The sequence below is a fragment of the Sulfitobacter sp. THAF37 genome, assembly GCF_009363555.1.
Taxonomy (GTDB): Bacteria; Pseudomonadota; Alphaproteobacteria; order Rhodobacterales; family Rhodobacteraceae; genus Sulfitobacter.
In genome coordinates, this window is sequence record NZ_CP045372.1 from 2,667,670 (window position 1) to 2,685,112 (window position 17,443).

Consider the following 17,443-nt stretch of genomic DNA (forward strand, 5'->3'; position numbering starts at 1 on the left):
TGTCTATCCGTCCTCCGCGTGCAGCAGCAGTCCGAGCGCCAGCAGAATGGCCACAGCGGGCGGCGCCCAGGCGGCCAGCACAACCGGGATCTGGCCGTTCTCTCCAAGGATTTGCGCAAAGCTGCGAATGAAATACAAGGTGAACCCCAATAGCACAGATGCCAGTACAGCGACCCCTGTACCACCAAATCTGGTATGCCGCATGGTGAAGGCGCTCGCAACAAGAACCATGGCCAGCAGGAAGAAAGGCCGCGCGAATTCGGCCTGGAACGACACCTTGTGTTTGCGCGGACTAAACCCGGCCTGTTCCAGCTGTCGGATGAAGGTGGGCAGTTCGTAGATCGACACCACCCCGGGTTCGCCGATGCTTTCGCGAATGCGGTCCACCGTCAGCGAGGAAGGGATGGTCAGCAATTCATGGGTGGTGGCGTTGCCTTCGGCGTTGACGCCATCTTCCAGCGGCCAGAACTTGGCGTCCCGCAGGCGCCATTCGCGGTCCAGCAGCGCGGCCGATCCCGCTTCAACCCGGCTGACCGGACCCTTGCCGTTCTCATAGGTGATGAAGGTGACATCGTAGAGCACCGACGCGTCGGCGTTGGACCGCCAGGCGCGGATCACGGTCTGCCCGTCGAGGTTGCCCTGCCGCAGCCACAGGCCCTCTTCGCTGATCGACAGGGCCGAGGCCCCGTTCGACCGGTAGCTTTCCGACAGTTGCAGATAGCGGTTGTTGGTGGCGGCCACGATGGGGTTCAGCATGCCCACCGCCATGACCCCGATCAGCAGCGCCACCACCGCCGGTGCGATCAGCGCCCGCAGCGCCGACCGCCCGGCAGCCCGCGTCACCACCAGTTCGGACGACCGGGCAAGCGAGATGAAAAGCGCCACGGTCGCCAGGATCATGATCAGCGGCAGGATCAGGTTGATGGTCTGCGGCGCGTTCAGCAGGGTCAGCCCCAGAATGCGCTGCCAGCCCAGATCGTAGCTTCCAAAGCGGCGCGCCTGCTCGACCGCGTCCACCAGCATCACGAGGGCAAACAGAATGGCGGTGATCGCGACAAAGGTGATCGCAAAGCGGCGGGCAAAGTAAAAGTGCAGGATCATGCCCCGGCCTCCCGCCGCCGACGGCGCAGCAGGCCGGGCCGTGCCGCCAGCGTCAGTTCGGCCACCACCAGCAGCGCACCGGCCAGCACCGGCACATACATCAGCGGCCACTTCGCCGGGTCGGTCAGCACCTCGTCCACCAGCGCCCCGCGGAAGCCGTCGATGGCGATCAGCAGGCCAAAGGCGATGACCACCTCCCGCCACACGCCAAAGCGCGAAAAGCCGCCCAGCAAAAGCGTGGCGAACCCCACCATCGCCGCCACGACGCAGAACAGCGGCTGTGCAAAGCGGGAATGAAACTCCTCCGTTATGGTGCCCAGGCTGTCGCCGGATTCTTCCGACAACCTGGGCCACGAGGTCATGAACGACAGCGTGGTCAGGTTCTGGCTGGAGATCGCGCGCCCCGCCGATCTGCTGACCAGTGCCGAGATGTCAAAGGAGAAATCGCGGAACTTTGCCGTGGCCAGCCGGTTGTCGGTGCGGTCCAGCCGCTGTGCCAGCCCATCCACCATGATCAGCGTCGCCGCCTCGCCGTTGCGGACAAGATAGGCTTCGGCGGCGGTATAGATCACCCCTTCGTCCGCGTCGCGGCGGTCCGACAGGAAGACATCGCGCAACACCCCGTCCGCGTCGATCTGGCGGGTGTAGAAGGTGACCTTGTCACCCGGATGCAGAAAGGTGCCCTCGGTCAGCAGCCGCGCTGTCACGTTCTGGGAAATCTCCGTCTCGCGCTGGCTGAGCTGGGCCTGGGCCAGCGGGACGAGGAAATGGCTCAGCACCGACATCATGCCCGCCACGCACAGGCCGTATATGAACACGGGCCGCGCCAGCCGCCAGGGCCCCCAGCCGGTCGCCTGCATCACCGTCAGCTCGCTTTCGCCGCTCAGCCGGTTGGTGACATAGGCCGCCCCCGCGAAGGCGGCGATGGGCAGCACCGTCAGGATCAGCTTGGGCAGGCCAAGCGCGGTAAACTCCAGGAAAACCAGCGCCGATTGCCCGTCCCCGATCAGCCGGTCGAACAGCAGCACCGCGCGATTGATCCAGAACAGCGCCACCAGCACCAGCGCGAAGAATCCGAAAAGCAGCAGAAACTGCGACAGCATATAGCGGTCAAGGCGTGCCACTGCGTTCCCCCCAAGGTCTGATCCGGTGCTCTCACGGCGATTTTCGGCGACATTACTGTAAAACCCCGGGGTGGAAAACTGATATCTGGCGCTTGGCGGGCGGGCGCGGTAGGTCTGTGCGGGAAACCAGGACAAGGGCCTCCACATGACCGATCTCACCCCGATCACCTTTACCGAAACCGCCATCGACCGGATCGCCGCGCACGAGGGGCGGATCGCCGTCTTCGTCAACCCCGAGGGACGGATGGACGCGGGCGCGCGGCGGGTGAACAAACTGACGCGGGGGGCGCTCGCCCGGCTGGTGGAAAGCGAGAAGTTCACCAAGCTGAAGCCGGGGCAGGGCGTCGCGATGGCCTATCCCTCGGGTCTGGCCGCCGAAGCGGTGGACGTGATCCACATGCCCCGCCGCGTCAGCGTGACCGAAGCCCGCCGCGCCGGTGCGACCCTGGCCAAGACGCGTGGCACCGCCGACCTGCTGGTGCTGGCGGCGGGCATGCGCCGGGTGGCAGAGGCCGCCTTCGGTCTCGCCATGCGCGACTACGGGTTCGAGGATCACAAGAGCAGCCCGAAGGATCGCGAGGGCGCGGTGACGATCATGTGCAGCAAACCGGACGACGCGCAGGCCGCGGCAGACCCGCTGATGGCAGTGGCCGAGGGCGCCTTCATGACCCGCGACCTGATCAACGCCCCCGCCAACGTGCTGACCACGACCGAATTCGCCGACCGCCTCGTTGCGATGGAGAAACTGGGCCTGAAGGTCGAGGTGCTGGAAGAGGCCGACCTGGAAGACCTGGGCATGCGCACGCTGCTGAGCGTGGGACAGGGCTCCGACAGCCCCTCCAAGGTCGTGGTGATGCGCTGGGAGGGCGGCAAGAAGGACGCCGCCCCGCTCGCCCTGGTGGGCAAGGGGGTCGTCTTCGATACCGGGGGCATCAGCCTCAAACCCGCTGCGGGGATGGAGGACATGACCATGGACATGGGCGGCGCGGGCGTCGTCGCGGGCGTCATGCGCAGCCTCGCGCTGCGCGGCGCAAAGGCCAACGTGGTCGGCCTCGTGGGGCTGGTCGAAAACATGCCGTCGGGCAATGCGACCCGTCCGGGCGATGTCATCACCTCGATGAAGGGCGACACCGTTGAGGTGATCAACACCGACGCCGAAGGCCGGCTCGTCCTGTGTGACGTCATGTGGTACGCGCAGGACCGGTTCAAACCTGCCGCGATGGTCGATCTCGCCACGCTGACCGGGGCCATCGTCGTCGGCCTCGGCCACGAGAATGCGGGCGTCTTTTCCAACAACGACGGGTTCTGCGGCGATTTCCTCAAGGCGGCGGAAGCCGAGGGCGAAGGCGCCTGGCGGATGCCCCTGGGCCAGGCCTATGACGACCTGCTGAAAAGCCGCATCGCGGATATGAAGAACATCGGCGGGCGGGCGGCAGGCTCGATCACGGCGGCGCAGTTCCTGCAGCGTTTCGTCAAGGACGAAACCCCTTGGATCCACCTCGACATCGCCGGTGTCGCCTCGGTCAAATCCGAAACCGCGCTGGCGCCGACGGGGGCGACGGGCTGGGGCGTCGCGGCGCTGAACCGCCTCGTGGCGGACCGCTTCGAGACGGCGTGACCCGGCCATGGGGGCGGCCTATTTCTACCACCTGACCCGGCGGCCCCTGGCCGAAACCCTTCGGATGCTGCTGGAACGGTCGCTGGCGCAGGGCTGGCGGGTCGCGGTGCGGGGCACCGATCCCGCCGGGCTGGAGGCCCTGGATCGCGCGCTCTGGCTAGGACCCGAGGAGGGCTTCCTGCCGCACGGCCTCGCGGGCGGTCCGCATGACGCCGCCCAGCCCGTGCTGCTGACCACTGCGCCCGACGCCCCCAACGCCCCGGCCTGCGTGATGTCGTGCCACGGGGCCGAGGTGACGCCAGAAGAGGTCGCCGCGCTGGAACGGGTCTGCGTGCTCTTCGACGGGGACGACCCCACAGCCCTCGACCGCGCGCGGCACCAATGGATGGCGCTGAAACAGGCCGGAGTTTCCGCCCAATACTGGTCAGAAGCCTCGGGCCGCTGGGAGAAAAAGGCCGAAACCTGACCCCCGCCCAACCCGCGCAAGGCGTCGCGGCAAGGGCGGGCCCCCGGCTTCTTTATGCCAAAAATACCTCATCCCAAGCCGTCAGCCCGCGCCGCGGCCCGATCCGCTGGCGGGACACCGGACCTACCGCGTCAGGATCAGCTCGTCGTTCGCGATCTCGATCCGGCCCCAGCGTTGCAGGTACCCCATCCCCAGAAGCGATTGCCGCATCTCACCCTCGTTGACGACCGCGGGCACGTTGCGGTCTGTCACGGGGCCAAGCGTGACCTGATCCAGCCGGACGTAGGCGGTGCGGACCATGCCGTTGGCGGTATTGGCTGAGCCATGGAAATTCAGGCTGTCCGGGTCGATCCCGGCCAGCCGCGCGTCGTCGCGGGTCAACACCAGGTCCGTGGCACCGGTATCGACCACAAAGCGGATCGGCGTGTCGTTGACGTCGAGCGTCAGGTAATAATGGCTGTCGCGGGCCCTGGGCACGACAATCCGGTCGTCGTCGGTCAGCACCATCTGCGGGCGCGCCGCATCCCGGCTGATGTCCTGCCACAGCCCGACCGCCGCCGCCCCGCCGACAAAGATCAGCGCCCAGACAGCCATGTATTGCAGGCTGCGGTTCAGGCTCTCGCGCGATTGCAGAAAAAACCACCCGGCCAGCACCGCCCCCAAGACGGACAGATAGACCAGTTGCATCGTGTCGGTTTCACCCATCGGCGTCGGCTCCCTCTCGCTTGCCTTCCGATATAGGGCCGAAGCGGCCCGCTGTCAGCCCGCGCCGGGGCCGAAGCCGAAGGCGATCAGCCCGTCCAGAACAAACTGCACCGAAAGCGCGGCCAGCAACATGCCCAGAAGGCGGGTGATCACGTCGATCCCGGTCTTGCCGATCAGATGCTCCACCCCACCGGCGGCCTGCAGCACCAGCGCCATCACCAGCAGGGTCAGCGCCGTGATGCCCAGCACCGTCACCAGCCCCTCCGCGCCGGGGCGTTCCCCGGCAAGCAGGATGACCGATGCGATGGAGCCGGGTCCGGCCATCAGCGGAATCGCCAGCGGAAAGACGGAAGGGTCGGTGGCCTCGGCCTCTTCGGTGCGGTCCTCGCGCCGCTTGGTGCGCCGCTCGAACAGCATGTCGAGCGCGGTGAGAAACAGCAAGATCCCGCCCGCAATCCGGAAGGCGGGCATCGAGATGCCGACAAAGCCCAGCACCGCTTCGCCCAGAAAGGCAAACAGCGTCAGCACGAAACCCGCCACCAGCACAGCACGCCAGGCGATGCGCCGCCGCTCGGCGCGGGACATGCCCGGGGTCAGCGCGATGAAGAGCGGCGCAATGCCGATGGGGTCGATCACCACGAACATCGTGACCAGCGCGGTGATCATGTAAGCGGTGTCGAAGGTCATGTCCCGCCCCCGCGCCAGCGCAGACGGAACGCGGGATGCCCGACAGGCCCGGACCGGGGAATGCGCGCGGCAAAACTCTTGCAAGAGTTTTGGCCCCGCACATCGGTTCGTGCCCTATGACGCGCGGCGGGGATCATGCACTGGCCTTTTCCAGCTTCTCCAGCGCGCTCATCCACAAGCCCTCCGCCCGTTCAAGCGCCTGCATCACCTCGGCGTATTTCTTGTTCCAGACTTCCAGCTCGCCGACCTTGGTGTCCTCGTAGAGGGCCGGATCGGCCAGCTTCTGGGCCAGCTTGTCGCGCATGTCGTTGATCTTTTCCACGCGTGCCTCGGACTTGCGGACCTCGGCGCGCAGGGCAAGGATGTCCTCGCGGCTGGCGCGCTTGGGCTTGGGCGCCTCTGCCGGTTTGCTGTTCTTGCTGACCGGTTTCGTCGGCTGAAGCAGCATCTTGCGGTAGCTTTCCAGATCCTCCTCGTAAGGGGTCACGGTGCCGTTCGACACCAGCCACAGCCGGTCCGCCACCATCGACAGCAGGTGCATGTCGTGGCTGACCAGGATCACCGCGCCGGAATACTGCGTCAGCGCCTCCACCAGCGCCTCGCGGCTTTCGATGTCGAGGTGGTTGGTCGGCTCATCGAGGATCAGCAGATGCGGCGCGTCCAGCGTGGCCAGCAGCAGCGACAGCCGCGCCTTCTGCCCGCCCGACAGGCGGCCCACCTCGGTTTCGGCCTGGTCCGCCCCCAGGCCAAAGCCCGCCAGCTGTGCGCGCAGTTTCGAATGCAGCACGCCGGGCCGGGCGCTGATCATGTGCTGCAGCGGCGTTTCAGTCACGTGCAGCTCGTCCACCTGGTGCTGGGCGAAAAAGCCGATGCGCAGCTTGTTGGCCTTCACCGCCTTGCCGTCCATCAGCACCAGCCGGTCCGACAGCAGCTTGGACAGTGTCGATTTGCCCTGGCCGTTCTTGCCCAGCAGCGCGATGCGGTCGTCCTGGTCGATGCGCAGGTTCAGCCGCGACAGCACAGGTTTGCCGGGGGTATAGCCGGTCGATCCGCCCTCGATCGAGATGATGGGCGGCGACAGTTCCTCCGGTTCGGGGAAGGTGAATACCCGCTTCGCCGCCTGTTCAGGGGTCGAGATCATGTCCATCTTCTCGATCATCTTGACGCGGGACTGGGCCTGCTTGGCCTTGGATGCCTTGGCCTTGAACCGGTCCACGAAGGCTTGCATGTGATCGCGGCGGGCCTGCTGCTTCTTGGCCATGGCGGCCTGCACCGCGCGCTGTTCGGCCCGCTGGCGGGCGAACTGGTCGTAGGGGCCCTGATAGAAGGTCAGCTTGCGGTCTTCGAGATGCAGGATCCCGTTCACCGCACGGTTCAGCAGACCGCGGTCGTGGCTGATGATGATCACCGTATGGGGGTATCGGGCCAGATAGCTTTCCAGCCAGAGCGCGCCTTCGAGGTCGAGATAGTTGGTCGGTTCGTCCAGCAGCAAAAGGTCGGGCTGGGCAAAGAGCACGCCCGCCAGCGCCACGCGCATGCGCCAGCCGCCCGAAAAGTCCGAGCAGGGCATTTGCTGTTCCGCGTCGTCGAAACCCAGCCCCTTGAGGATCGCCGCCGCGCGCCCTTCGGCGGACCAGGCGTCGATATCGGCCAGCCGCGACTGGATGTCGGCGATGCGCCCTGCCTCTGTCGCGGTCTCGGCCTCCGCCATCAGCGCCGCGCGCTCGGTGTCGGCGGCAAGGACGGTGTCGATCAGCGACACGTCGGAGGAGGGGACCTCCTGCGCCACCCCGCCGATCCTGGCCCGGCTGGGCAGGCTGATGTCGCCACCATCCAGCGCCAGTTCGCCGCGGATGATGCGGAACAACGTGGTTTTGCCCGCGCCGTTGCGCCCGACCAGGCCCACCTTGTGGCCTTCGGGGATCACGGCGCTGGCCTCTTCGAACAGGGGGCGCCCCTCGACGGAGTAGCTGATTTCGGAAATGCGTAACATGCGCGGGGTGTGGACCAAGTTGCAGGCCCCGTCAATCGCGGCTTTTCAAGGCCGGGACCCCATGCTAGGAGGCGCCAAATTCAACACCCCCGAAGGAGCAAGCCACATGGCCCTTGAGCGTACATTCTCGATCATCAAGCCCGACGCCACCCGCCGCAACCTGACCGGCGCCATCAACAAGAAGTTCGAGGACGCAGGTCTGCGCATCGTGGCGCAAAAGCGGATTCACCTGACCAAGGCCCAGGCAGGCGAGTTCTACAAGGTGCACGCCGAGCGTCCCTTCTATGACGAGCTGTGCGAATTCATGGCCTCCGCCCCGATCGTCGCGCAGGTGCTGGAAGGCGAAGGTGCGATTGCCAAGAACCGCGAAGTGATGGGCGCCACCAACCCCGCCGATGCCGAAGCGGGCACGATCCGCGCCGAATTCGCCGAGAGCGTGGGCGAGAACTCCGTTCACGGATCCGATGCTCCCGAGACAGCGGCGGTCGAGATCGCCTATTTCTTCTCCGGTCTCGAACTGGTCGGATAAGTCCTGTTCCATCCGGCAGCAGCCGGTCGACAATAGATTTCAGACACCCTCGCGGGATGCCGCGGGGGTGTTCGCGTTTTCGGGGGGATCAGCCGCGCAGATCCGGGTGATGCGACGACAGATTGCCCTCGACATCTTCGTTGCGCGGTGCGCGGGCCGCTGTGTCGCGCAGGTGGCGCTCCAGCAGGTCGACATTGCGGATCTTCGATTTCCAGCCCACGTCGAAAATGTCACCGATCAGCGGCACCGACCCGACGACCAGGTCGATGCCGGAATTCAGCATCATCCGCGCCAGCAGGTGCTTCGGCGCGCCCAGCCGGTGCGATTTGTGAATGATATAGGCGGAGGGCGCGAGCGCCAGGGTGTCGCCGACGCCGGGCAGAAGGCCGATGATCGCGTCCCAGCCAAACCGGATGCCTGTCCCGGGGATGCGAAAGGCGGTGTCCATCCGTGTCGCGAGCCGCCGCAGGCGGGCGAGTTCGTCAGCGTGGGCGTGTTCTTCCAATGTCCCGATCCTTTCTGCCGTTCAAACGGAAAAGGTGGCGCGGGATGCATCGGGTTCAAGGGTGGAGGTCGTGCAGCGCAGCTCCGGTGCCGCTCAGATACTCGCGTAATCCGTGATGATCGGCGGTTTCGGCTTGGGCTTGCCGTTCTGGTCCTCGCCGGTTTCGGGCGGCTTTTGCGGCTGGGGCGCCGGTTTCGGGTCGTGACGTGCCATCTCGCGTCTCCTGCTGGGGCGCGGGGGCTGCGCCCGACGCCGAGGGTGGCGGCAAGGCGTGCCGACAGCAGGGCAGAATAAAGGCAAAATCGTGCCAGCGTCAGCCCGTCGCCAATCTGTAACAGGTGGTCTGCCGCCATAACTGGCCAGGCGCCAGCATGATCTGTGGAAATTGCGGATTGTTCGGGGCATCGGGCCAGTACTGCGGCTCCAGCGCCATCGCGTGAAAGGGCCGCAAGCCGCGGCCACCGGGCAGGGCGTTTTTCGTGGCGGGCAGAAAAGCCCCGTTATAGACCTGAAGCCCCGGCGCGTCCGTCGTGATCTGCAACGCGGTGCCAGTCGCGCCGGTCAGGGTGGCCACATGACGGGGCACGGCCAAGCTGGCGTCGGACAGACAGTAGTTGCGGTCAAGCGGCGCGTCGCGGGGCACCGGGCGCGGACAGCGGAAATCAAGCGCGGTGCCCGCCACAGGCCGCAGCTTGCCGGTGGGCAGGCCCTGCGCGTCTACGGCCAGCACATGCGTCGCCGCGACATCAAGCCGGTGGGTCGAGACGTCGCCGCGTCCGTCGAGGGTCCAGTAGGGATGATGCGCGAGGTTCATCGCGGTGAGCCTGTCGGTCGTGGCCTCCAGCGCCAGTGTCAGGGTATCGCCCGCAAGCGCATATTGCGCGGTGATTTCGCGCTTTCCGGGCAGGCCGCAGGCCCCGTCCGGCAGGGTCAGGCCCAGACACAGCCGCGCGGCGTCCTTTGCGCGGACCTCCCAGTGTCGGGCGTGCAGCCCCTCGGGCCCGGAGTGCAGGCAGGTGTCGCCTTCGTTCCGGGGCATCTGGTGGGTCTGTCCAGCCACGCGCAGACGTCCGCCCGCGATCCGGTTGGCGACCGGTCCCACGACGGCCCCGGCATAGACCGGAATGCGGGCGTGGTCCTGCGGGTCGGCGAACCCCAGCACGAGGTTGTCGGCCCCGCCCGCCAGATGCAGACCGACCAGGGCCGCCCCGAAGGGCAGGATATGCGCGGTCAGCGCCTCGGACCGGAGGGTGAGGGGGGAAAAGGCGGTCATGCGCCCTTGATGCGGTGTCTCTCGGGCGCAGGCAAGCGGCTGGCGTGCGGTCCGCCTAAAAATTCATCACGTCGATCTGAAACAGGGCAAAAGGCCATCCCCCAGGCGCGCATTCAATTGCGGCGGGGCGGCGTGGCGCTAGGCTGGGTTGGACCTTACCGGGAGGGAAAGCCCATCACCGCCGCCGCGCCTCAGAACTGGCAGGATGCCAACCCCCTTCAGCCGCGCACGCGGGGCGCGGGCCGGATCGCTGTGCGCGCCGACGACCGCGGGGTGACGCGGCTGGAACGGTTGCGCCAGTCGGGCGCAATGAAGCTGATCCTGCCGCGGGTCTTCCGCCCGGATGTGGAAGCCGTGATCGTGAACACGGCGGGCGGTGTCACCGGCGGCGACCGGCTGGCCCTTGCCGCGTCGGCGGCGCCGGGGGCATGCCTGACCCTCAGCACTCAGGCGGCAGAGCGGATCTACCGCGCGCAGCCCGGTGAACTGGGCCGGATCGACACCCAGCTCAGCGCCGCAACGGGCGCGCGGATCAACTGGCTGCCGCAAGAAACGATCCTGTTCGATCACGCGGCGCTCGACCGGCGGCTGAAGGCAGAGCTTGCCGGGGACGCGACCCTGTTGATGGTCGAGACGCTGGTCTTTGGCCGCGCGGCGATGGGCGAGGTGCTGCGCGCCGCGCATCTGCGCGACCGCATCCGCATCGACCGTGACGGCGTGCCGCTGTTCCGCGACGGGATCGCGCTGGACGGCGCGGTGCAGGCGCATCTGGCGCGCGGGGCCATCGCGGGCGGCGCGGGCGCCGTGGCGACGGTGGTTCTGGCCGGTCCGGGCGCCGACGGTCTGCTGGCGCCGCTGCGTGCGCTGATGCCGCGAACCGGCGGGGCCAGCCTGCTGCCCGGTGGCCTTCTGGTGGCGCGGCTGCTGGCGGGCGACAGCTTCGAGCTGCGCCGCTACCTGATCCCGGCGCTGATGCTGCTGAACAACGGCCATCTGCCCCTGAACTGGAGACTTTAGGATGCAACTGACCCCACGGGAAAAGGACAAGCTGCTGGTGGCCATGGCCGCCGAAGTGGCGCGCAGGCGGCTGGCGCGGGGGGTCAGGCTGAACCACCCGGAGGCCATCGCCCTGATCACCGACGTCGTGGTCGAAGGTGCCCGCGACGGCCGTTCCGTGGCCGACATGATGGAGGCGGGCGGCCAGGTGCTGACCCGCGACCAATGCATGGAGGGCATCGCCGAGATGATCCACGAGGTCCAGGTCGAAGCGACCTTTCCCGATGGCACCAAGCTGGTGACAGTCCACAACCCGATCCGCTGAAAGGAAACCCGCATGAAACATCTGATCCTTCCGCCTGCGCTGCTGCTGGCACATCCGGCACTTGCGCACCCGGGCGTTCACATCGCCCCGCATGGGGCCGAATGGATGCCGGTCTTCATGGGGCTTGCCCTGATCGTGGCCGCCGCCGCGGTGGCGCTGCACGGTCGGGTAAAGCTGCGGCGGGGCGCGCGCAGATGATCCCCGGCGAGGTCATCACCGCAGCGGGGGACATCACCCTCAACGCGGACCGAGAGGCGGTCACGCTGATGGTGGCCAATACCGGCGACCGCCCGGTGCAGGTGGGCAGCCACTATCACTTCGCCGAAACCAACCCGGCGCTCGAGTTCGATCGCGCCGCCGCGCAGGGCCTGCGGCTGGACATCGCCGCAGGGACGGCCGTGCGGTTCGAACCCGGCCAGCGCCGCGAGGTGGCGCTGGTGCCCTATGGCGGCAAGCGGGTGGTGTTCGGGTTCAATGGCAAGGTGATGGGGGCGTTGTGACCCGGAATGCAATCCAATCGGCGGGGCAGACACGCTGTTTCACGCCTACGACGACCACAGGAGCCTGACATGCCCGTTTCGATTCCCCGTGCGCAATACGCTGCCATGTACGGCCCCACCACCGGGGACCGGGTCAGGCTGGCGGACACCGACCTGATCATCGAGGTCGAGCGCGACCTGACCACCTATGGCGAAGAGGTGAAGTTCGGCGGCGGCAAGGTGATCCGCGACGGCATGGGGCAATCCCAGGTGACACGCGCGGGCGGGGCGGTGGATACCGTCATCACCAATGCGCTGATTGTCGACCACGCGGGCATCTACAAGGCCGATGTGGCGCTGAAGGACGGGCTGATCCATGCCATCGGCAAGGCGGGCAACCCCGACACGCAACCGGGCGTGGACATTATCATCGGGCCGGGGACCGAGATCATCGCGGGCGAGGGGCGCATCCTCACCGCTGGCGGCGTGGACAGCCACATCCACTTCATCTGCCCGCAGCAGATGGAGGATTCGCTGCACTCCGGCGTCACCACCTGTTTCGGCGGCGGCACCGGTCCGGCCCACGGCACGCTGGCCACCACCTGCACGCCGGGGCCCTGGCACATCGGGCGGATGCTGCAGGCCTTCGACGGCATCGCGATGAACGTCGGGCTTTCGGGCAAGGGCAACGCCAGCCAGCCCGAGGCGCTGGTCGAGATGGTCAGGGCCGGGGCTGCGGCGCTGAAGCTGCACGAGGATTGGGGCACCACCCCCGCCGCCATCGACTGCTGCCTCAGCGTGGCCGACGACATGGACGTGCAGGTGATGATCCATACCGACACGCTGAACGAATCCGGTTTTGTCGAACACACCGTGGCCGCGATGAAGGGCCGCACGATCCACGCCTTCCACACCGAGGGCGCGGGCGGCGGCCATGCCCCGGACATCATCAAGATCTGCGGCGAAGGTTTCGTCCTGCCGTCCTCCACCAACCCGACGCGGCCCTTCACCGTGAACACCCTGGAAGAGCATCTGGATATGCTCATGGTCTGTCACCACCTGGACAAGTCGATCCCCGAAGACATCGCCTTTGCCGAAAGCCGCATCCGGCGCGAGACCATCGCCGCCGAGGACATCCTGCACGACATGGGCGCCTTCAGCATCATCGCCTCCGACAGCCAGGCGATGGGCCGCGTGGGCGAGGTGCTGATCCGCACCTGGCAGACCGCCGACAAGATGAAGAAACAGCGCGGGCGACTGGCCGAGGAAACCGGCGAGAACGACAATTTCCGCGTCCGCCGCTATATCGCGAAATACACCATCAACCCCGCCATCGCGCAGGGCGTCTCGCATGCCGTCGGCTCCATCGAGGTGGGCAAGCGGGCGGATCTGGTGCTGTGGAGCCCGGCGTTCTTCGGGGTGAAACCGGAGATGGTGCTGATGGGCGGCACCATTGTCGTGGCGCAGATGGGCGATCCGAATGCATCCATCCCCACGCCGCAGCCGGTCTATACCCGGCCCATGTTCGGCGCCTACGGGCGGTCGCTGGAACACGCCAGCGTGACCTTCGTGTCCGGCGCGGCGCAGGCCGACGGCATCCGCGCCACCTTGGGGCTGGCCAAGCAGACCGTTGCGGTCGCGGGTACCCGCAACATCGGCAAGGCGGACCTGCTGTTGAACGACGCCACCCCCGAGATCGAGGTGAACCCCGAAACCTACGAGGTGCGCGCGGATGGCGAATTGCTGACCTGCCAGCCCGCCGAGGTGCTGCCGATGGCGCAACGCTATTTCATGTTCTGAGAAAGGACGTCTACGATGACACAGACCGCTGACAGACCCAGAACGCTGCCCGTGGCACAGACCCATCTCGGGGCGGGTCACTGGTCCGGGCCCGCCGACATCTGCCTGCTGGATTACGAGGCGCGATTCCTGCGCCGCAAACGGCTGGAAACGGTGGAGGGGCGGCCTTTTGTCGTTGATCTGCCGCAGACGACCTCGCTGGACGATGGCGACGCACTGGTGCTGGAGGACGGGACGCATATCCTTGTCCGTGCGGCAGAAGAGGCGCTGTTGCGTGTCACCGGGCCGGACCTGGTGCGGTTGGCCTGGCATATCGGCAACCGGCACACACCCTGCCAGATCGCGGCGGATCACCTGCTGATCCGGAACGATCCCGTGATCGGTCACATGCTGGAACACCTGGGCGCGACCCTGACCGGGGTCACGGCCCCCTTCACCCCCGAGGGCGGCGCCTATGGCCACGGGCGAACCCACAGCCACGCGCACGGGCACACGGCCCATGACCACTGACAGCGATCTGCTGACCCTCGCGCAATGGTTTTCGCCCAGCTATCCGCTGGGGTCCTTTGCCTATTCGCATGGGCTGGAGATGGCCATTGCGACGGGCCGGATCGACAGTGCCGAAAGCCTGCAGGCCTGGCTGGAGGATGTGCTGGCCCATGGCACCGGGCGCAACGATTGCATCCTGATCTGCGCGGCCCATGCCTGTGAAGATCTGGACGCGGTGGCCGCAGTGGACGCCGAGGCCCGCGCCTTTGCCAGCAGTGCCGAACGGCTGGCGGAAACGCAGGTGCAGGGCGGGGCCTTTGCCCGGACCACCGCCGCCATCTGGGGCGGGACGCTGCCGCAGCTGACCCATCCCGTCGCGGTGGGCTATGCCGCCGGACGGATGTCGCTGCCGCTGGAGCTGACGGCACAGATGTACCTTCAGGCCTTTGCCAGCAATCTGGTCTCGGCGGCGGTGCGGCTGGTGCCGCTGGGCCAGACCGAGGGGCAGGTCTGTCTCGCCGCTCTCGCTCCGGTGGTGGAACAGGTCGTGGCAAAGAGCAGGGGCCAAAACCTGGACGATCTGGCCAGCAGCGCCTTTCTGTCCGATGTGGCCGCGATGCGGCACGAAACGCTTGAACACAGGATATTCCGATCATGACCAGAATGAACGGCCCCTTGCGCATCGGGATCGGCGGCCCGGTTGGCGCGGGCAAGACCACGCTGACCGCCGCACTGGCGCGCGTCTTTCACCCGGCGCTGTCGATCGGGGTGATCACCAACGACATCTACACGCAGGAAGACGCGGAGGCGCTGATGCGCATGCAGATCCTGCCGCAGGACCGGGTGATCGGGGTGGAAACCGGCGGCTGCCCGCATACCGCGATCCGCGAGGATGCCTCGATCAACCTTGCGGCCATCGCCGAGATGCGCGCACGCCACGCGGATCTCGATCTGGTGCTGATCGAAAGCGGCGGCGACAACCTCTCTGCCACTTTCAGCCCGGAGCTGGCGGATGTGACGATCTATGTGATCGACGTGGCCGCGGGCGAGGAAATCCCCCGCAAGGGCGGCCCGGCGATCACCAAGTCGGACCTGCTGGTGATCAACAAGACCGATCTGGCCCCCCATGTGGGTGCATCGCTCGACGTGATGACGCGGGACGCGGCGCGGATGCGCGGGGACCGACCCTTCGTGTTCTGCGCGCTGCGCCACGGGCAGGGGACAGATGAGGTGGTCCGTCAGCTGCTGTCCATCGGCGGGCTGGACATGCCCACGGCAGAGCCCGCGCAGGCCTGACGCACCAGACCGCCCCGCGGTCCCCGCCTTGTGCACCTGACCCGGTCGCCGTCATCCCACGTCGCTACCGGCACGGGCCGTGCGCGGCAGAGGGACTGGAACGGCGGCGGCAGTTCGCCTAACAGGGCAGGGCGGGTCCGCGTTTCCGGCCCACACCAAAAGAGGCTGCCATGACCTACTCTGCCCATCCCGAAAGCCATCTCGTCCATCGCATCGGCTGGCTGCGGGCCGCTGTGCTGGGGGCGAACGACGGGCTGGTCTCCACCGCCAGCCTCGTGGTCGGCGTGGCGGCGGCAGGCTCCGGGCGGCCCGAGGTCCTGATCGCGGGGCTTGCGGGCCTGGTCGCGGGCGCCATGTCCATGGCGGCAGGCGAATACGTCTCGGTCAGTTCGCAATCCGACACCGAAAACGCCGACATCGCCCGCGAACGCGCAGAGCTTGAGGCCGCGCCGGAGGCGGAACTGGACGAGCTGACCCAGATCTATGTGCAGCGCGGCCTCGATCCCGGTCTGGCGCGGCAGGTCGCGGTTCAGCTGACGGAAAAGGACGCGCTGGCAGCGCACCTTCGGGATGAACTGGGCATCCAGGATACCGCATCGGCGCGGCCCGTGCAGGCCGCGCTTGTCTCTGCCGCCACCTTTGCCGCGGGCGCCGTGGTGCCGCTGATCGTTGCGGCCCTTGCAGGGCAGGCGCAGATCGTCCTTTTCGTGGCGCTGACGACCCTTCTCGCCCTTGCGGTTCTCGGCGGCCTGGGGGCCGTCGTCGGCGGCGCCGGTGTGCTGCGCGGCGCCGGTCGGGTGATGTTCTGGGGCGCGCTGGCAATGGCCGCGACCGCGGGCGTCGGCATGATCTTTGGCGTCGGCCTGGGCTGAACCCTCTGGCGGGTCCTGGCCTGACCCCGGCTTCTTTATGCCAAAAATACTCTAACACAACGCTGAAACCCGCGCGCCATTCGCCTGAGGGCGGCACGGCTGCCGCACAGAAACTGTGCGCAGGCTAAAGCTATGCAAAGCCGCGCGCCGCGCTTACCTTCGGGCAAAGCAAGACAGGAGCCCGACATGAGCTGGAACCCCGCCCTCGACCCCGATTGCCCCACAGGCGACGCCGTGGATGCCATTGAAACCGTGATTGTCCCGCGCGCCCGCGACCTCGGCGGGTTCGAGGTGCGCCGCGCCTTGCCCGCGCCCAAGAGGCAGATGGTCGGCCCCTTCATCTTTTTCGACCAGATGGGACCGGCGGAGTTCCTGACCGGCAAGGGGATCGACGTGCGCCCGCATCCGCATATCGGCCTGGCGACAGTGACCTACCTCTACAAGGGCAAGATCCACCACCGCGATTCGCTGGGCACCGATCAGTGGATCGAACCGGGGGCGGTCAACTGGATGGTGGCGGGGCACGGCATCACCCATTCCGAACGGGCCGACGGAGACATGATCAAGGCCCCGCACAGCCTGTTCGGGCTGCAGACCTGGGTCGCGCTGCCGCAGAAAGACGAGGACCGCGCCGCCGATTTCCAGCATGCGGCAAAGGACGACCTGCCGCTGCTGGAGGGCGAGGGCAAGCAGGTGCGCCTGATCCTTGGCGACGCCTATGGCGAGACCGCCCCGGTCAAGGTCTTCTCCGAGACCTTCTATGCCGATGCCCTGCTGGAGGCGGGGGCCTCCATCCCGATGCCCGACAACCACGAGGATCGCGGGCTCTACGTCGTGTCCGGCTCTGTCACGGTCAGCGGGCAGGTGTTTGACGCGGGCCAGATGCTGGTGTTCCGTCCCGGCGACCGGATCAGCGCACGCGCCGGCGAAGAGGGCGCGCGGATCATGCTGCTGGGCGGTGCGACGATGGACGGGCCGCGCCACATCTGGTGGAATTTCGTCGCCTCGTCGAAAGACCGCATCAACGCGGCAAAGGAAGCCTGGCGCGCGGGCGACTGGGCGCATGGCCGTTTCAAGCTGCCGCCGGGCGACGATGCGGAATTCATCCCCGCACCGTCGCGCTAAGGCGTTTCAGGATAAACCTGCAACATGCCCCATCCCTTTTCGAGTGCGACCGAAGGCAGA

Annotated in this window: 20 protein-coding genes; 13 read left to right on the forward strand and 7 right to left on the reverse strand. The window is 67.1% G+C overall.

Annotated features, from left to right (window positions below; translation table 11 throughout):
- Positions 1 to 3 precede the first annotated feature (3 nt).
- Together lptG and lptF are read right to left on the reverse strand one after the other, a co-directional pair.
- Positions 4 to 1,101, reverse strand: a complete 1,098-nt coding sequence (gene lptG, locus FIU94_RS13085) for an LPS export ABC transporter permease LptG (protein ID WP_152466207.1) — start codon at positions 1,099 to 1,101, stop codon at positions 4 to 6.
- Positions 1,098 to 2,225 carry an LPS export ABC transporter permease LptF gene (lptF, locus tag FIU94_RS13090; RefSeq protein ID WP_152466208.1) on the reverse strand — a complete coding sequence of 376 codons (1,128 nt, stop codon included), beginning with the start codon at positions 2,223 to 2,225 and terminating at the stop codon, positions 1,098 to 1,100. Before lptF ends, lptG begins: the two co-directional genes overlap by 4 nt.
- A gap of 145 nt (positions 2,226 to 2,370) precedes the next feature.
- Here lptF and FIU94_RS13095 point away from each other — a divergent pair, with 145 nt between their 5' ends.
- Together FIU94_RS13095 and FIU94_RS13100 are read left to right on the forward strand one after the other, a co-directional pair.
- Positions 2,371 to 3,843 (forward strand): leucyl aminopeptidase, encoded by a 1,473-nt coding sequence (locus FIU94_RS13095; RefSeq protein ID WP_152466209.1) that lies wholly within the window; start codon positions 2,371 to 2,373, stop codon positions 3,841 to 3,843.
- A gap of 7 nt (positions 3,844 to 3,850) precedes the next feature.
- Entirely contained in the window at positions 3,851 to 4,309 is a 459-nt protein-coding gene (locus tag FIU94_RS13100; protein ID WP_152466210.1) for a DNA polymerase III subunit chi, read from the forward strand.
- A 123-nt stretch (positions 4,310 to 4,432) separates the two neighbouring features.
- Here the strand turns inward: FIU94_RS13100 and FIU94_RS13105 are convergent, their stop codons facing one another.
- The 3 genes from FIU94_RS13105 to FIU94_RS13115 form a co-directional block, all read right to left on the reverse strand.
- A complete protein-coding gene (locus tag FIU94_RS13105; RefSeq protein WP_152466211.1) occupies positions 4,433 to 5,014 on the reverse strand; it encodes a TIGR02281 family clan AA aspartic protease in 582 nt (193 codons plus the stop codon).
- Positions 5,015 to 5,068: 54 nt separating this feature from the next.
- Positions 5,069 to 5,701: a MarC family protein gene (locus FIU94_RS13110; protein ID WP_152466212.1), complete on the reverse strand. Its 633-nt coding sequence runs from the start codon at positions 5,699 to 5,701 to the stop codon at positions 5,069 to 5,071.
- Positions 5,702 to 5,834: 133 nt separating this feature from the next.
- Entirely contained in the window at positions 5,835 to 7,694 is a 1,860-nt protein-coding gene (locus FIU94_RS13115; protein WP_172975903.1) for an ABC-F family ATP-binding cassette domain-containing protein, read from the reverse strand.
- Between the two features lie 106 nt (positions 7,695 to 7,800).
- Here FIU94_RS13115 and ndk point away from each other — a divergent pair, with 106 nt between their 5' ends.
- On the forward strand, positions 7,801 to 8,223 hold the full coding sequence (ndk, locus tag FIU94_RS13120; protein ID WP_071972037.1) for a nucleoside-diphosphate kinase: 423 nt from the start codon (positions 7,801 to 7,803) through the stop codon (positions 8,221 to 8,223).
- Between the two features lie 88 nt (positions 8,224 to 8,311).
- Here the strand turns inward: ndk and FIU94_RS13125 are convergent, their stop codons facing one another.
- Together FIU94_RS13125 and FIU94_RS13130 are read right to left on the reverse strand one after the other, a co-directional pair.
- Positions 8,312 to 8,728 (reverse strand): DUF4112 domain-containing protein, encoded by a 417-nt coding sequence (locus FIU94_RS13125; protein ID WP_152466214.1) that lies wholly within the window; start codon positions 8,726 to 8,728, stop codon positions 8,312 to 8,314.
- 313 nt (positions 8,729 to 9,041) lie between these two features.
- Entirely contained in the window at positions 9,042 to 10,001 is a 960-nt protein-coding gene (locus FIU94_RS13130) for an aldose epimerase family protein (protein WP_152466215.1), read from the reverse strand.
- 132 nt (positions 10,002 to 10,133) lie between these two features.
- On the opposite strand from FIU94_RS13130, the gene FIU94_RS13135 reads away from it, so the two are divergent.
- The 10 genes from FIU94_RS13135 (at position 10,134) to FIU94_RS13180 (ending at position 17,383) form a co-directional block, all read left to right on the forward strand.
- Positions 10,134 to 11,018, forward strand: coding sequence for an urease accessory protein UreD (locus FIU94_RS13135; protein ID WP_254702539.1), 885 nt, complete (start codon positions 10,134 to 10,136; stop codon positions 11,016 to 11,018).
- Between the two features lies 1 nt (position 11,019).
- Complete coding sequence (locus tag FIU94_RS13140) at positions 11,020 to 11,322, forward strand: urease subunit gamma (protein WP_152466217.1); 303 nt, start codon at positions 11,020 to 11,022, stop codon at positions 11,320 to 11,322.
- Between the two features lie 12 nt (positions 11,323 to 11,334).
- Entirely contained in the window at positions 11,335 to 11,520 is a 186-nt protein-coding gene (locus FIU94_RS13145; RefSeq protein WP_152466218.1) for a hypothetical protein, read from the forward strand.
- Entirely contained in the window at positions 11,517 to 11,822 is a 306-nt protein-coding gene (locus FIU94_RS13150; protein ID WP_152466219.1) for an urease subunit beta, read from the forward strand. Before FIU94_RS13145 ends, FIU94_RS13150 begins: the two co-directional genes overlap by 4 nt.
- Positions 11,823 to 11,891: 69 nt before the next feature.
- Positions 11,892 to 13,601: an urease subunit alpha gene (gene ureC, locus FIU94_RS13155; RefSeq protein ID WP_152466220.1), complete on the forward strand. Its 1,710-nt coding sequence runs from the start codon at positions 11,892 to 11,894 to the stop codon at positions 13,599 to 13,601.
- A gap of 15 nt (positions 13,602 to 13,616) precedes the next feature.
- Complete coding sequence (locus tag FIU94_RS13160) at positions 13,617 to 14,111, forward strand: urease accessory protein UreE (protein ID WP_152466221.1); 495 nt, start codon at positions 13,617 to 13,619, stop codon at positions 14,109 to 14,111.
- Positions 14,101 to 14,748, forward strand: coding sequence for an urease accessory protein UreF (locus FIU94_RS13165; RefSeq protein ID WP_152466222.1), 648 nt, complete (start codon positions 14,101 to 14,103; stop codon positions 14,746 to 14,748). Before FIU94_RS13160 ends, FIU94_RS13165 begins: the two co-directional genes overlap by 11 nt.
- The gene (gene ureG, locus FIU94_RS13170) at positions 14,745 to 15,386 is read left to right on the forward strand and encodes an urease accessory protein UreG (RefSeq protein ID WP_152466223.1); all 642 of its coding nucleotides are present in this window, start codon (positions 14,745 to 14,747) and stop codon (positions 15,384 to 15,386) included. The genes FIU94_RS13165 and ureG overlap by 4 nt, the downstream gene beginning before the upstream one ends.
- A gap of 170 nt (positions 15,387 to 15,556) precedes the next feature.
- Positions 15,557 to 16,258, forward strand: coding sequence for a VIT family protein (locus FIU94_RS13175; RefSeq protein WP_152466224.1), 702 nt, complete (start codon positions 15,557 to 15,559; stop codon positions 16,256 to 16,258).
- A 186-nt stretch (positions 16,259 to 16,444) separates the two neighbouring features.
- Positions 16,445 to 17,383: a pirin family protein gene (locus FIU94_RS13180; RefSeq protein WP_152466225.1), complete on the forward strand. Its 939-nt coding sequence runs from the start codon at positions 16,445 to 16,447 to the stop codon at positions 17,381 to 17,383.
- The last annotated feature ends 60 nt before the right edge of the window (positions 17,384 to 17,443 follow it).

Coding starts and splice junctions, on each gene's coding strand:
- FIU94_RS13110 (WP_152466212.1), bottom strand. CDS start 5,701: ATGACCTTCGACACCGCTTACATGATCACCGCGCTGGTCACGATGTTC.
- FIU94_RS13140 (WP_152466217.1), top strand. CDS start 11,020: ATGCAACTGACCCCACGGGAAAAGGACAAGCTGCTGGTGGCCATGGCC.
- FIU94_RS13095 (WP_152466209.1), top strand. CDS start 2,371: ATGACCGATCTCACCCCGATCACCTTTACCGAAACCGCCATCGACCGG.
- FIU94_RS13105 (WP_152466211.1), bottom strand. CDS start 5,014: ATGGGTGAAACCGACACGATGCAACTGGTCTATCTGTCCGTCTTGGGG.
- ureC (WP_152466220.1), top strand. CDS start 11,892: ATGCCCGTTTCGATTCCCCGTGCGCAATACGCTGCCATGTACGGCCCC.
- ureG (WP_152466223.1), top strand. CDS start 14,745: ATGACCAGAATGAACGGCCCCTTGCGCATCGGGATCGGCGGCCCGGTT.
- FIU94_RS13145 (WP_152466218.1), top strand. CDS start 11,335: ATGAAACATCTGATCCTTCCGCCTGCGCTGCTGCTGGCACATCCGGCA.
- FIU94_RS13180 (WP_152466225.1), top strand. CDS start 16,445: ATGAGCTGGAACCCCGCCCTCGACCCCGATTGCCCCACAGGCGACGCC.
- FIU94_RS13100 (WP_152466210.1), top strand. CDS start 3,851: ATGGGGGCGGCCTATTTCTACCACCTGACCCGGCGGCCCCTGGCCGAA.
- FIU94_RS13175 (WP_152466224.1), top strand. CDS start 15,557: ATGACCTACTCTGCCCATCCCGAAAGCCATCTCGTCCATCGCATCGGC.
- FIU94_RS13150 (WP_152466219.1), top strand. CDS start 11,517: ATGATCCCCGGCGAGGTCATCACCGCAGCGGGGGACATCACCCTCAAC.
- FIU94_RS13165 (WP_152466222.1), top strand. CDS start 14,101: ATGACCACTGACAGCGATCTGCTGACCCTCGCGCAATGGTTTTCGCCC.
- FIU94_RS13130 (WP_152466215.1), bottom strand. CDS start 10,001: ATGACCGCCTTTTCCCCCCTCACCCTCCGGTCCGAGGCGCTGACCGCG.
- lptG (WP_152466207.1), bottom strand. CDS start 1,101: ATGATCCTGCACTTTTACTTTGCCCGCCGCTTTGCGATCACCTTTGTC.
- FIU94_RS13160 (WP_152466221.1), top strand. CDS start 13,617: ATGACACAGACCGCTGACAGACCCAGAACGCTGCCCGTGGCACAGACC.
- FIU94_RS13115 (WP_172975903.1), bottom strand. CDS start 7,694: ATGTTACGCATTTCCGAAATCAGCTACTCCGTCGAGGGGCGCCCCCTG.
- ndk (WP_071972037.1), top strand. CDS start 7,801: ATGGCCCTTGAGCGTACATTCTCGATCATCAAGCCCGACGCCACCCGC.